Genomic DNA, 13,433 nt, shown 5'->3' on the forward strand with positions numbered 1-13,433 from the left:
AATGATTTTGCGCGCCGACAAAAACACAAGAAGGGCGCGGGGAACGACATCGTTTTCAGGCAGGCAGGTGCAGTATGGACTATGCCAGACCGACCACGCTGGAGGAGGCGTTGGAGCTTATGCGCTCCCGGCCCTGGACCGTTCTTGCGGGCGGGACCGATTTCTATCCGGCCCTTGGCGGCGGACCCGTCAAGGCCGATGTACTCGACATAAACAGTCTCCGCGAACTCAAGGGCTTTTCCCGCTCCGACAGCCATATCGTAATCGGTGCGCGCATGAGCTGGAGCGAGCTTCTCGAAGCACCTCTGCCACCAGTCTTCGACATGCTGAAACAGGCGGCGCGGGACGTGGGCTCCGTCCAGATTCAGAATGTGGGCACGGTGGCGGGAAATCTCTGTAATGCATCGCCCGCCGCCGATGGCGTTCCGCCGCTGCTGGCGCTCGATGCGGAGGTCACTCTCACCAGTCATGCGGGAAAGCGCCATGTGCCGCTTTCGCGCTTCATCCTGGGCAACCGCAAGACAATGCGGGAAGCCGATGAGCTGGTGACGGCGATCCGCGTTCCCATGGCGGCATGCGAGGGCAGGTCGGGTTTCGTCAAGCTGGGCGCACGCCGTTATCTGGTGATCTCCATCGCCATGGCCGCCGCGCGGCTTGTGCTCGACAGTGGCCGGGTTCGAGGGGTGGCAATTGCGGTCGGATCCTGCTCTGCGGTGGCACGACGGCTTGCGGGGCTGGAGGCCGTGCTTGCCGGAGCGTCGCCCGATGCCGTGCCGGCGCTGGTGGCGGCCTACGGTTTTCCCGAGCTTGCTCCCATCGATGACGTGCGCGGTACGGCCAGCTACAGGCGCGAGGCTGCGCGGGAGATCGTCGCAAGGGCGCTCGCGCAGGCTGCGGGCGAAGTGCTGGGCGGAGGGATTGCCGCATGAAGCTTTCGCTTTCCTTCGCCGTCAATGGCGCGCTGGTCGAGGCCGAGGTCTCGCCCCTGCAGCGATTATCCTCCGTGTTGCGTGACGAACTGGGACTGACCGGCACGAAAGTGGGGTGCGATGCCGGCGATTGCGGTGCCTGTTCGGTTGTGGTCGATGGCAAGGTCGTATGCGCTTGTCTGGTGCCGGCGGCAAACCTTGAGGGTGCACAGGTGCGCACGGTGGAAGGGCTGTCCAATGGCGCGTTATCGGCTTTGCAGGAATCCTTCCTGCGCCATGGGGCTGCGCAATGCGGCATCTGCACACCGGGGATACTCGTGAGCGCGGCAGCACTTCTGGAACAGAATGCTTCACCCACCGAAGACGAGGTGAAAGACGCGTTGGGCGGTGTGCTTTGCCGCTGCACGGGCTATCGGAAAATCATCGATGCGGTGATGGATGCCAACCGTCGGGCGGGCGTCGAGCCGGGGCTGGTGAAGAGGGGAGAGGCAGTCGGGGCCTCACCCATCCGTCTCGATGGCGCACGAAAGGTGACGGGCGCGGAAGTTTTCGGGGCCGATGAGCGCCCGGCCGACGCCTTGTCCGTCGCCGTGGTGCGCTCGCCGCACTGGCATGCGGAATTCGAGATCGGCGACGTGGATGCATTTGTCGCTGCTCATCCGGGGGTGGTTGCGGTTTTTACCGCGGCAGATATCCCCGGCGAGAACCGTTTCGGTGTCATTCCCCCCTTTGCCGATCAGCCGGCGCTCGCGGAAGGGCGGGCGCGGTTTCGCGGTGAGGCGGTGGCGCTGATTGCAGGCGAGCGGGCAGCGATAGACCTGCTGGACCTTGGCGATTTTCCGGTTTCCTGGCATCCGCTCCCTCATGCCTTGTCACCGTCGGAGGCGAAACGGGAAGACTTCGCGCCATTGCATGAGGGGCGGGCGGGCAATCTGCTTACCAAGGGGTTCGTTGAATGCGGCGACCCGGAAGCGGCGTTGGCCGCATCGCATGTCACGGCAAGCGCTTCAATCGAAACCTCCTATGTGGAACATGCCTATATCGAACCGGAAGCGGGCTACGCGGTGATGGAGGGCGATACGCTCGTCATTAAGGCGTGCACGCAGGCACCCTATATGGACCGGGATGATACGGCGCGCATTCTTGGCCTGCCGCCGGAAAAGGTGCGGATTGTTCCGCTCGCCACCGGCGGCGGGTTCGGCTCCAAGCTTGATATTTCACTGCAGCCCCTCGTCGGGCTGGTGGCCATGCGCACCGGCAGACCGGCCGCGCTGGTCTATTCGCGTGGCGATTCCATGCGCTCCACCACGAAACGGCATCCGGCTTCGATGCGCGCCACCATCGGGGCTGACGAGAACGGGCATATCACCGGTATGGTGTTCGAGGGCGATTTCAACACGGGCGCCTATGCGAGCTGGGGGCCGACGGTCGCCAACCGTGTGCCGGTCCATGCCTCCGGTCCTTATCGTACGCCGCATTATCGGGCCGAGGGGCGAGCCATCCATACGAACGGGCCGATTTCCGGCGCGTTTCGCGGTTTCGGCGTTCCGCAAGCGACCATCATGCAGGAAACGCTCTATGATCGGCTCGCCGAAAAACTCGGGCGCGACCGGCTGCAATTGCGGATCGACAACGCCTATGTGGACGGCGACCGCACGACTTGTGGGCAGCGTCTTGCGGGTGTGGGCATAAAGCAGTGCCTGGAAGCCTTGCAGCCGGGGTGGGAGCGCGCGCTGCTGGAAGCGCAGGCGGCAAATGCGGCGGGCGGCAAGATCCGGCGCGGTGTGGGTGTCGCCTCCTGCTGGTATGGCTGCGGCAACACGGCGCTGCCCAATCCATCGACGATCCGCGTGGGGATTTCGCCAGCCGGCCGCGTGGTGCTGCATCAGGGCGCGGTCGATATCGGGCAAGGTTCGAACACCGTGGTGACACAGATTTGTGCCGATGCGCTCGGCCTACCGCTTTCCGCCTTTGAGCTCTTATGTGGCGATACATCGATCACGCCGGATGCGGGCAAGACCTCCGCCTCGCGGCAGACCTTCATTTCGGGCAAGGCCGCGCAAAAGGCGGGGCAGGCCCTGCGGGAGAAGATCCTGCGCTTTGCAAATGTTTCCGAGGCCGCCGAGATCGGGCTGGAAGACGGGTTCCTCACGGTGCGCGAGGGTGAGGCCCTGCGGCGTATCGCGCTCAACGACATGAAGCCGGATGCGCTGGGCTATGTTTTTTCGGCGCAAGAGACCTACGATCCGCCGACGACCGCGCTCGATGAAAAAGGGCAGGGTGTACCCTATGCGGTCTATGGATATGGAGCACAGCTCGTGGAACTCGAAGTCGACATAACGCTCGGCACGGTCAAGCTCCTGCGCATCGTGGCGGCCCACGATATAGGCCGGGCGATCAATCCCTTGCTGGTCGAAGGCCAGATCGAGGGCGGTATCGCGCAGGGCATTGGGCTTGCGCTGATGGAGGAATATGTGCCCGGGCGCACGGAAAACCTGCACGATTATCTGATCCCGACCATCGGCGACGTGCCACCCATCGAAACCATTCTGGTGGAAGTGCCCGATCCCGAAGGGCCATTCGGGGCCAAGGGGCTTGGCGAGCATGTTCTCATTCCCACCGCACCGGCGATCCTCAATGCGATCCGTCATGCGACGGGGATCGCAATCGGCAAGGTGCCGGCGACGCCGAGCCGTGTTCTTGCGGCGATCCGTGAGCGGGAGGGTGAGGCATGAACGAGCTTACCGAACGCTTTGAAGCCTCCCCGCCAGAAAAGCAGGCTGCGGGAGAAAAGCTGCGCTGCGATGCCTGTCCCGTGATGTGCTACATCGCGGAAGGGCGAACCGGCGCCTGCGACCGCTATGGCAATTTCGGAGGCCGGATCACGCGCTGCGATCCCGTCATGGTGCTCGAACATGCGGCAGAAGAAGGGGCCGCGCTGGTGCCGCTCGACAGCGGCGAGCCCTGGAACGGTGAGCTCGTCAACACAAAGCGGCGCTTCGTGAGCGCCATCGGCGCCGGCACCACCTATCCCGATTATAAGCCGGCCCCTTTCATCGTCTCGCAGGAGGTGGAGGGCGTCGATCTCGTTACCGTCGTCACCGAGGGGATTTTCTCCTATTGCGGCGTCAAGGTGAAGATCGACACGGACCGTTTCCTCGGTCCCGAAACCGCCACGGTGCGGGTGGCGGGAGAAGCGGTGGGCCATGTGACCACGGCAGAATATGGCAGCCAGATGCTGTCTTTGGGCGGGGTGCACCACCTCACCGGCGGTTCGAAGGCCGAGGGTCGTGTCACCTGTCAGGCGCTGATGGACCTTTGCAACAAGAAGGCCGTGGAGCTTTCCATCGATGGTGGAGCCACGGTGATCGTTCAGGCGGGGCAGCCGCCGGTCATCGATGGCAAGCGCGAGGAGCGTATGCGGGTCGGTTGCGGCTCGGCAGCCATCGGCATGTTCGCAACCCAGTGGAAGGGGCTGGTGGACGAGGTGGTGGTCGTGGACGATCATATCACCGGCGTAGTGTCCGAGCATCAGGCGGGCAAGGTGATCGGCTGGGAAGACACCGGCATCAGGATCGTCGGGCGGCGTTCGACGCCCGGACGCTATTTCAAGGTTTCGGAGCCCGGCCTCGGCTGGGGTGGCACGACCATTGAGGATCCGCTCCAAATCCTCGGCGCGTTCAATGAGAAAAAAGGCGCGCGTCCGGGGCTTTCACTGCTGATGGTCTCGACCACGGGTGAACAGTTTGCCTATTACGAGCTTGATGAGGCGCTGAAGCCGGTCAAGAAACCTTTTCCCGAGCGCTTACGGAAGTCGGTGGAGTTGATCGAGGAAAATTGCGAACCGGCGCTTTGCACCGTCCTGTTCATGGGCGGAGCCGGGGGATCGCTGCGCGCCGGCGTGACGGAAAATCCGGTCAACCTGACCCGCTCCGTACAGGGCCTCAAGACCTATGTCACCTGCGGCGGCGCGCCGGTCTATGTGTGGCCGGGCGGCGGTATCACGATCATGGTCGATGTTTCGCGCACGCCCGACAATGCTTTCGGATACGTGCCCACGCCGGCCCTGGTGGCGCCCATCGAATTCACGCTTCGACGCGACGATTATATTCGCCTTGGCGGTTATGCGGATGAAATCCGCAGCATTGACGATGTGCTCGAAAAGGGCGGGGAATATTTCAATGCACGAGAGAGCAGGCAGGCGCAGGACGACAATCCATGGCCGCCGCGCCAGCAATTGCGCCGTGAGCCGCCGCGATGAATGGCCCTGTCGCAAGATGGCTCCCCGATGGGCGGCGGTTGCATCTCAATCACGGGCCCATAGACCTGATCGTTGAGGCGTTCGGGGATGACGGAGAGCGCCGTCTGGCCTATCGGCAGGCGGCAGGGCGTTTCCAAACCGTGCTCGGTGAGCTGGTGGCGGAGCTGCCCGCGCTCAGGCGTCCGGTGGGGCAGGAGAGACAGGTCTTTGCGAGTGGCACTGCTCGGCGGATGGAGAGGGCGGTATGCCCGCATTTTCCCGCTTTCGTAACGCCCATGGCGGCGGTGGCCGGCAGCGTGGCGGATGAGGTTCTGGCCGCGATGGTCGAGGGGCGCGATCTGCAGCGCGCTTATGTGAACAATGGCGGCGATATCGCGTTTCACCTTGCGCCTGGCGCGCGGATGGCGGCGGCGATCGCTGGAACCGGGCAGGAGCTTTCGGATCGGATCGAGATCGCCTCTGAGCATCCCGTGCGCGGGCTTGCCACCAGTGGCTGGCGCGGGCGCAGCCACTCGCTGGGCATTGCCGATGCGGTGACCGTGCTTGCCAGGAATGCGGCGATGGCCGATGCGGCCGCCACGCTGATTGCCAACGCGGTCGATCTGCCGGGGCATCCTGCAATCGTGCGGGAACCTGCAAACAGCATCGATCCAGACAGCGATCTGGGCGCGCGCATGGTGACGCAGGGCGTTGGAGCACTCACGACGCAGGAAATCGACGAGGCGCTTGCAAGCGGCCTTGCTGTCGCGGAAGACATGCGCTCGCGCGGGCTGATAACGGCAGCAGCCCTGTTCCTGTGCGGCGCTCATCGTTTGTACGAGGCGTTCCCGGGGCAATTGCTATGCGCGCCGCGGCGCGAAAGGGATTGCGATCAAGGGGCAAACACCGCCATAACGGAACGGCTGGGATCACGAGCCGGGTCCAGCGAAAGGAATCGAGAGCATGCCTGAATTCACCGTGCGCAAGATCGCGCTTCTGACCGAGGAGATCTTTCACGAGGGCGGGCCTCGTCCAGCCGTGCCGCGCCGGCGTGCAGCGGTAATGGCACTGGTCAAAAATCCCTTTGCCGGGCGCTACGTTGAAGAGCTTGAGGACGCGATGGGAGATCTGAAGCCGCTCGGCCTTGAGATGACCGACAGGCTCGTCGCTGCGTTCGAAGGTGGTGCTTCCGTTATCGACGGTTTCGGCAAAGGCGCTATCGTCGGCACGGCTGGTGAACTGGAACATGGCGCGCTGTGGCATGTGCCCGGCGGCTATGCCATGCGCGAGCGCCTCGGCGATTCAAAGGCCATTGTTCCTTCAGCCAAGAAAGTCGGGGCGTTCGGTTCGCGCATCGATATCCCGCTCGGGCACATCAATGCAGCCTATGTGCGCAGCCATTTCGACGCCATGGAGGTGGGGCTTTCGGACGGGCCGCGGCCCGACGAGATTCTGTTCGTGCTCGCCATGACGGCCGGCCCGCGCGTCCATGCCCGCATGGGCGGCTTGAGGGCAGAGGACGTCAAGGGCGAGGATGGCCTCAGATGACGAGGGCCGACGAAACGTCGAAGGCGCTGCCGGGAGGGCCTTCGACCGATGCCTATGAACTGGATGAGCAGGTAGGCTTCATCCTGCGCAAGGCAAATCAGCGACATCTGGCGATTTTCGCGGCCCGGATCGGCGATCTGACACCGCCGCAATTCGCGGCACTCGCCAAACTTTATTCAGTCGGCGCGACCTCGCAGAATCAGCTTGGACAGCTCGTCGCCATGGATGCGGCGACCATCAAGGGGGTGATCGACCGGCTTAAGGCGCGCGGGCTCGTTACGCTGGAGCCGCATGAGAGCGACCGGCGCAGGCTGATGGTGAGCCTGAGTCCCGAGGGACAGGAAACCGTGGAGGCGCTTTTGCCCGAGGCCCTCGAGGTGACCGAGGAAACGCTGGCGCCGCTGACACCGCGCGAAACCGCAACCTTCCTTCGGCTTCTGACCAAGCTTGCCGAAGGATAAGATGGTTCGTCCGATACCGAGGGGCGCGACACAAAGGCTTACATGCCGTTGCATCGGCCCTGTGCGTGGTTCGACACGCTCACCATGAGGGACGCTGAGATCGGCAGGATGACTTCTTCGGGGACGCTGCAGAAAGATTTTGCACCATCCCTCTTCCTCAAGGTGAGCTTGTCGAACCACACAAAACGCTTCTGCCGTAAGATCAAGTAGACCGGCTTGGCGATCCCCGATGGAAAGCCCGGCTTTTGGGCCGAAGTTCGCGTCTTTTGGGGGCAGATGATTGCGCCCCACCGGCTTGCCGGTTTCAGGCCTGGTCGAGGTTATGCGCAGGACGCAGGAAGGTGAGTAGCGCTCCATAAGGGGCTAACATCACCAGGCCGATCAGCAGCTTCACCACGAAATCGCCGAGGGCGAGCGAAAGCCAAAGCGGCGCTTCGATGCCTGTGCCGAACAGAGAGACCGGAAAGGCGAGTGAACCATCTTCACGGCCAAGGGCGGTGTCGAGGAAGGCGAAATGCGCCGCAAAGGCTATCGAGAAGAACAGGACTGTGTCGAGTGCGGAGCCGATCAGGGTGGAGATGAGCGGCGCGCGCCACCAGGCACTGCCGCGCAGGCGATGAAACACCGCGACATCCAAAAGCTGGGCAAACAGGAAAGCCGAGCCGGAGGCGAGCGCAATGCGCGGGCTGGCAAGCCATATCGACAGGATCACCGCGATCACGAACCCGGCGAGCACCACATGGCGCGCCGCACGGGGACCGAAGCGGCGGTTGCAGAGGTCGTTCACCAGAAAGGCGATGGGATAGGTGAATGCGCCCCAGGTGAGAATTTCACCGAGACCGAAATGCCGGAACGGATATTGAACGAGAATGTTCGAGGCGACGACGATGATCGCCATGGCGGCCATGAAGGGCCAGATCGCAATCGTGCGGTTCATTTTTTTATCCTGGGTGATGGAACCAGAAGCCCGCCAGAAGGCGGGCCGGGATTTTCGACAGTCAGCTTTCTTCCGGGCGCCAATGCGCCGGAAGATCAGGCAGCAGTCTGCTCGCCGAGCTTCTTTTCGATCTGCTTCTTCAGGAGACGAGCGCGCTGGGACAGCTCATTCGTCTTCGCCTTCACGAGGAAGGCATCGAGGCCACCGCGATGCTCCACCGAACGCAGGGCGTTGGCGGAAACGCGCAGGCGCACGCTCTGGCCGAGCGTCTCGGACTGCAGCGTCACGTGGCACAGGTTCGGCAGGAAGCGGCGACGCGTCTTGTTGTTCGCGTGGCTCACATTGTTGCCGGTAAGAACGGCTTTGCCGGTCAGTTCGCAAGCGCGGGACATTTTAAAAACCTTCGTCGTCTGGGCCCGTCCATACCCCGTTGCCGCACCTCTAGCTGGCGGCGCGCGGTCATTTCTTGGCGGCCTTATGGAAAAAGTCGCCGTTCCATAGAGATATTTGGGGCGATGGTCAAGCACCCGTGGGCGATTCATGACCCACGCGAACACGCTTGTGACAGGTTTGCCGACCGTTGTCCAAAGATTTGCCGCATTGCTCATCCTAGAGAAAGGCTGGGACGCTGGCCGGGTTATCGGCCGAACAGGAGACATCGCACGATGCGCCGTGCCGCATTCGTTTTCTCTCTCGGGACCCTTTTCCTTTCGCACGCCCTTCCGGCGCAGGCGGAAGAGGAAACCTATCGTCTTCGCTACGACGCCTCAATCTACGGTCTGCCGATCGGCCGGGCAGATTTCACCAGCGAGCTGAAAGAGAATCGCTTCGCGGTGAACGGGCGTTTTTCCAGCGCCGGGCTCGCACGTCTGTTCGATGCGGTGGATGGAAGCGTCAGCGCGCAGGGAAGCCTGTCGGGCGACAGGGTCTTGCCAGGGCGTTACGACCTTCAATACCAGAGCGGCAAGAAGCGCGAGAGCACGTCCATTCGATACGCCAGGGGCCGGGTGGCAGAGACCGTCATCACGCCTACGCCGAAGAAGCGCCCGAAGGACTGGATCGCGGTGAGCGACAAGGATCTTGCGGGGGCTATGGACCCGCTTTCGGCCCTGCTTTCGCCCGCTTCCAGCGCGGCGGAGGTCTGTAATCGCCGTGTCAGGGTGTTCGATGGCGAGATGCGCGCCGACATCATGTTCAGCCCCGCAAGCAGAGGCGAGCAGATCGGCAAGGATACGATCACCTGCAAGGCGCGTTTCGTGCCTGTCTCCGGGTATCGCAAGGGGCGCTCGACCATCGTTTTCCTGCGCGACAAGGCGCGGATTCTCGTTGCATTCAAACCGCTCGGCTCAAAGGGGCATCACACCCCTGTGGAAATGCGGATCGGCACAAAGGTCGGCACGGTGCATGTGAGTGGCCGACCGATGAACTGATCCTGCGTTGACGCGGGCAGACATCGAACGTTTCGCATCGGTGCGTCTTCGGCTATTTGTTCTTGCCGCATTCGAGCTGTGTCAGGTATTGCGCCTGAGGCCAGATGCTTCAGGAGGGACTATTGGCACGCGCCACGCTGATCGGATTTTCCGCTGTCGTCATGTGGGCGCTGCTCGCGCTCTTTACCTCTGCATCGGGCAATGTGCCGCCTTTTCTCCTCTCGGCGCTTTCGTTTTCAGTCGCAACGGCAATAGGGCTTGCCATGCGTGTCGTCGCTCCGGCCAAGGAGAAGGGTACGCCGATACCTCCCGTCGTCTGGCTTGTCGGGATTGCCGGGCTCTTCGGATACCATTTCTTCTACTTCACGGCCCTGCGCAACGCTCCGGCCGTGGAGGCCAGCCTGATCGCCTATCTGTGGCCGTTGCTGATCGTGCTCGGTTCTGCGCTGATGCCGGGTGAGAGGCTTGGCTGGCATCATATCGCCGGCGCGCTTCTGGGGCTTGCCGGTACGGCTCTCATCGTGACGAAGGGTGGTGGCCTTACCTTCGACAGCCGCTACACGCTCGGATACGCCATGGCCGGTGTCTGCGCGATCTTCTGGTCGGGCTATTCGCTTTTGTCGCGCAGGTTCCAGGCGGTGCCGACAAGCACTGTGACATGGTTCTGCGCGGCAACGGCCATTCTCTCAGCACTTTGCCATCTGGCTTTGGAACAGACCGTGTGGCCGGCTACGCCGGGTGAGTGGCTTGCCGTGCTTGGGCTCGGCCTGATGCCGGTGGGGGCGGCCTTCTATGCCTGGGACTACGGCGTGAAGCGGGGCAACATCCAGGTGCTCGGCGCATCCAGTTATGCGGCACCGCTTCTTTCGACGCTGATCCTGATCGCGGCAGGGGCGGCCGAACCCACTCTCACCGTTCTTGCCGCCTGTCTGCTCATCACTTTCGGCGCGGCGCTTGCCGCCAAGAACATGATCCTGAAACCCGGGCGCAAACGGGCCGGTGAAACGGCCTGAGTTCGGTCGTTTCACAGAATTTCTTCAGGAAATATCCTTGCGCTTGCGGATTTCGGCGAAAACCTCATCGTCGGTGGCGTTTTCCATGCCGAGATTCCGGCGTATGACCGGATCATGCCAGCGCAGAAACGGGTTTGTCGCCATTTCCAGTTCGAGCGTTGTCGGCAGGGTTGGCTTGCCATCATTGCGCAGAGCGGCGATCTTCGCGGCGCGCTCCTTGAGAGCGGAGTTGGTGGGGTCCACCGTCAGAGCAAAACGCGCGTTGGATTCGGTGTATTCATGGCCGCAATAGATGATTGTTTCGAGGGGAAGGGCAGTCAGTTTCCTTAAAGATGCGAGCATCACTGGCGGCTTGCATTCGAAAAGACGGCCGCAACCCAGTGCGAAAAGCGTATCGGCCGTGAATGCGACGCCGGCATCGGCAAAATAATAGCTCACATGCCCCGCCGTGTGGCCCGGCGTTTCGATGACGCGGATGGCCTGATTTCCGAGTTTGAGAATGTCGCCTTCGACAACCTTGCGGTCGATGCCGGGAATGCGCTCGGCTTCCGCTGCCGGGCCGACGATGGTCAGGCCGAAGCGTTCCTTGAGCGCGAGGTTCGCTTCCACGTGATCCGGGTGATGATGGGTTGTGAGAATCATGGTGGGGCGCCAGCCGGTTCGCTCGATGGCGGCAAGGATCGGTCGTTCCTCGGGCGCGTCGATCAATGCCGTCTGGCCGCTCTCCGTATCATGGGCAAGGATGCCGAAATTGTCGCTTCGGCACATGAATTGCTCGATTTTCAGAACCATGGGGATCTCCATTTTCGCCGGGGACGATAGGGCATTTTGCGGTTTGGTGGAAACACCGAGACAGCATAAATGCAGAGAAAGGAACTCGCATTCTATCGTCGGGCGGACACACAACCGGCGCGATGCCGAAGGGGGATGTCCGGCGTTTCATGAGCCGGGCGACCGCTTGTCACGCCCCGCACGACATTTGTTGCGGCGGAGCGTGCCGACGGGTACCGTCCTTACCATGATCACGGATATCGTCGCGCTCAGGGCCTTCTATTCCTCACTGATTGGACGCCTCGCGGAGCGTTCCATCGCCATGGCGCTTTCCTCCATCTGGTCGAAGGGGAGCAGCGAGCGGCTTGTCGGGCTCGGTTACACACTGCCCTGGCTGGACCGGTTCGGCGGAGACGCTGAGCGGTGTTTCGCCTTCATGCCTGCGGCACAGGGAGCTGTCGCCTGGCCGGTGGGCGGTGCGTGCTCCACGGCTCTGGTCTTCGAGGAAGAATTGCCATTGCCGGATTCTTCGGTGGACCGGGTGCTGATGGTGCATTCGCTTGAGCATGCGGAAAATCCCCAGCAGACGCTTCTGGAAATCTGGCGCGTTCTGGCACCGGGCGGCCGGCTGGTGATTGCCGTGCCCAATCGCCGGGGCATGTGGGCGCGTTTCGAGCATACACCTTTTGGTACCGGGCGGCCGTTTTCGCGCGCGCAACTTGCCGAAGCGCTGCGCGAAGCGAATTTCACGGCGACGTCGTGGAGCGATGCGCTGCATTTCCCGCCCTCACAGCGCCGCGCGATATTGAAACTGCACAATCTTCTGGAACAGGCAGGGCGGCGTTTCTGGCCGATATTCGCAGGCGTTCTGGTGGTGGAAGCTGAAAAGCGTCTTTATCAGGGATTGCCGGTCGCAGCACGCGCTTCACGGCGCGTGTTCGTGCCGGTGCTCTCGCCGCAGGGCGCGACACGGCTGGGCGCTACCCGGCGTGTGGAAAAGAAAGGGCAAGGGGCATGATACCGGACAATCGCATCACCGATCTCCTGGGCATGGAGCTTCCTATTCTGCTCGCTCCGATGGCGGGGGCGGCAGGTTCGGAGCTGGCGATTGCCGTGAGTTCGGCAGGCGGTCTTGGAGCCTTGCCCTGTGCCATGCTGAGCGCAGAGAAAATCCGCACGGAAATGGGGATCATCCGCCAACGTACGGATGGCCCGGTCAATCTCAATTTCTTCTGCCATGTGCCTCCGGTGCCCGACCCTGGCAACGAGGCGGCCTGGCGTGACCGGCTTAGACCCTATTATGCGGAGTTCGGCATCGATCCCGATACGGCACCCGCAGGAGCCGGGCGTAACCCGTTCAGCGCGGAAAGCTGCGCCATAGTCGAGGAGTTCCGGCCTGAAGTGGTGAGTTTCCATTTCGGTCTGCCTGACGAAGCGCTGATGGAACGGGTGAAGGCAACCGGTGCAAAGGTGATCGCCTCCGCCACCACCGTTGCGGAAGCACGCTTTCTGGAGGAGCGCGGTTGCGATGCGATCATTGCGCAAGGCGCGGAAGCGGGCGGGCACAGGGGTGTCTTCCTCGAAGCCGATATCGCAACGCAGCCCGGCACGCTGGCGTTGGTGCCGCAAGTGGTCGATGCCGTGTCGGTTCCGGTGATTGCGGCGGGCGGCATTGCTGATGGGCGCGGTGTCGCTGCCTGTTTCGTGCTGGGGGCGTCGGCGGTCCAGGTGGGGACGGCCTATCTTTCCTCACCGGAAGCGCTTACCTCGGAAGGGCATCGCGAGGCACTGGCCAGAGCGCGCGACGACCGAACCGTTCTGACCAATGTCTTCACGGGGAGACCGGCGCGTGGCCTGCTCAACCGTTTTGTCAGCGAAGTGGGACCGATGAGCGATGTTGCGCCGGAGTTTCCTCTTGCAACCGCCGGCGTCGGGCCATTGCGCGCGGCAGCAGAGGCTGCGGGGCTTTCCGATTTCTCGCCGCTCTGGGCAGGGCAGGCTGCCGCGCTCTCCGCGCCGATGGAAGCGGGAGAGCTGACGGTCAAGCTGATGCGCGATGCCCAACGGCTCCTGCAGAGCTAAGTCATTTGCAGGCGGGTAGAAT

General features: G+C 62.8%; 13 protein-coding genes. 10 read left to right on the plus strand and 3 right to left on the minus strand.

What is annotated here, in order from left to right:
- Positions 1-74: 74 nt before the first annotated feature.
- The 6 genes from NA8A_RS20885 to NA8A_RS20910 are packed head-to-tail and all read left to right on the plus strand — an operon-like array spanning position 75 to position 7,178.
- Positions 75-929: an FAD binding domain-containing protein gene (locus tag NA8A_RS20885; RefSeq protein ID WP_009452399.1), complete on the plus strand. Its 855-nt coding sequence runs from the start codon at positions 75-77 to the stop codon at positions 927-929.
- A complete protein-coding gene (locus NA8A_RS20890) occupies positions 926-3,664 on the plus strand; it encodes a molybdopterin-dependent oxidoreductase (RefSeq protein ID WP_009452400.1) in 2,739 nt (912 codons plus the stop codon). The genes NA8A_RS20885 and NA8A_RS20890 overlap by 4 nt, the downstream gene beginning before the upstream one ends.
- Entirely contained in the window at positions 3,661-5,190 is a 1,530-nt protein-coding gene (locus tag NA8A_RS20895; RefSeq protein WP_009452401.1) for a hypothetical protein, read from the plus strand. Before NA8A_RS20890 ends, NA8A_RS20895 begins: the two co-directional genes overlap by 4 nt.
- A complete protein-coding gene (locus NA8A_RS20900) occupies positions 5,187-6,140 on the plus strand; it encodes a UPF0280 family protein (protein WP_040673270.1) in 954 nt (317 codons plus the stop codon). Before NA8A_RS20895 ends, NA8A_RS20900 begins: the two co-directional genes overlap by 4 nt.
- Positions 6,133-6,717 carry an amino acid synthesis family protein gene (locus NA8A_RS20905; RefSeq protein ID WP_009452403.1) on the plus strand — a complete coding sequence of 195 codons (585 nt, stop codon included), beginning with the start codon at positions 6,133-6,135 and terminating at the stop codon, positions 6,715-6,717. The genes NA8A_RS20900 and NA8A_RS20905 overlap by 8 nt, the downstream gene beginning before the upstream one ends.
- The gene (locus tag NA8A_RS20910; RefSeq protein WP_009452404.1) at positions 6,714-7,178 is read left to right on the plus strand and encodes a MarR family winged helix-turn-helix transcriptional regulator; all 465 of its coding nucleotides are present in this window, start codon (positions 6,714-6,716) and stop codon (positions 7,176-7,178) included. The genes NA8A_RS20905 and NA8A_RS20910 overlap by 4 nt, the downstream gene beginning before the upstream one ends.
- Before the next feature lie 304 nt (positions 7,179-7,482).
- Here the strand turns inward: NA8A_RS20910 and NA8A_RS20915 are convergent, their stop codons facing one another.
- Positions 7,483-8,115: a queuosine precursor transporter gene (locus NA8A_RS20915; protein ID WP_009452405.1), complete on the minus strand. Its 633-nt coding sequence runs from the start codon at positions 8,113-8,115 to the stop codon at positions 7,483-7,485.
- A 95-nt stretch (positions 8,116-8,210) separates the two neighbouring features.
- On the minus strand, positions 8,211-8,507 hold the full coding sequence (rpmB, locus tag NA8A_RS20920; protein WP_009452406.1) for a 50S ribosomal protein L28: 297 nt from the start codon (positions 8,505-8,507) through the stop codon (positions 8,211-8,213).
- Positions 8,508-8,780: 273 nt separating this feature from the next.
- On the opposite strand from rpmB, the gene NA8A_RS20925 reads away from it, so the two are divergent.
- A complete protein-coding gene (locus tag NA8A_RS20925; protein ID WP_009452407.1) occupies positions 8,781-9,545 on the plus strand; it encodes a DUF3108 domain-containing protein in 765 nt (254 codons plus the stop codon).
- A 122-nt stretch (positions 9,546-9,667) separates the two neighbouring features.
- Positions 9,668-10,558: an aromatic amino acid exporter YddG gene (gene yddG, locus NA8A_RS20930; protein ID WP_009452408.1), complete on the plus strand. Its 891-nt coding sequence runs from the start codon at positions 9,668-9,670 to the stop codon at positions 10,556-10,558.
- Positions 10,559-10,582: 24 nt separating this feature from the next.
- Here yddG and gloB read toward each other — a convergent pair whose 3' ends face one another.
- Positions 10,583-11,350 (minus strand): hydroxyacylglutathione hydrolase, encoded by a 768-nt coding sequence (gloB, locus tag NA8A_RS20935; protein WP_009452409.1) that lies wholly within the window; start codon positions 11,348-11,350, stop codon positions 10,583-10,585.
- 226 nt (positions 11,351-11,576) lie between these two features.
- On the opposite strand from gloB, the gene NA8A_RS20940 reads away from it, so the two are divergent.
- Together NA8A_RS20940 and NA8A_RS20945 are read left to right on the plus strand one after the other, a co-directional pair.
- Complete coding sequence (locus NA8A_RS20940) at positions 11,577-12,347, plus strand: class I SAM-dependent methyltransferase (RefSeq protein WP_009452410.1); 771 nt, start codon at positions 11,577-11,579, stop codon at positions 12,345-12,347.
- Positions 12,344-13,411 (plus strand): NAD(P)H-dependent flavin oxidoreductase, encoded by a 1,068-nt coding sequence (locus tag NA8A_RS20945; protein ID WP_009452411.1) that lies wholly within the window; start codon positions 12,344-12,346, stop codon positions 13,409-13,411. The genes NA8A_RS20940 and NA8A_RS20945 overlap by 4 nt, the downstream gene beginning before the upstream one ends.
- Positions 13,412-13,433 lie beyond the last annotated feature (22 nt).

The organism is Nitratireductor indicus C115, assembly GCF_000300515.1.
Taxonomy (GTDB): Bacteria; Pseudomonadota; Alphaproteobacteria; order Rhizobiales; family Rhizobiaceae; genus Nitratireductor; species Nitratireductor indicus.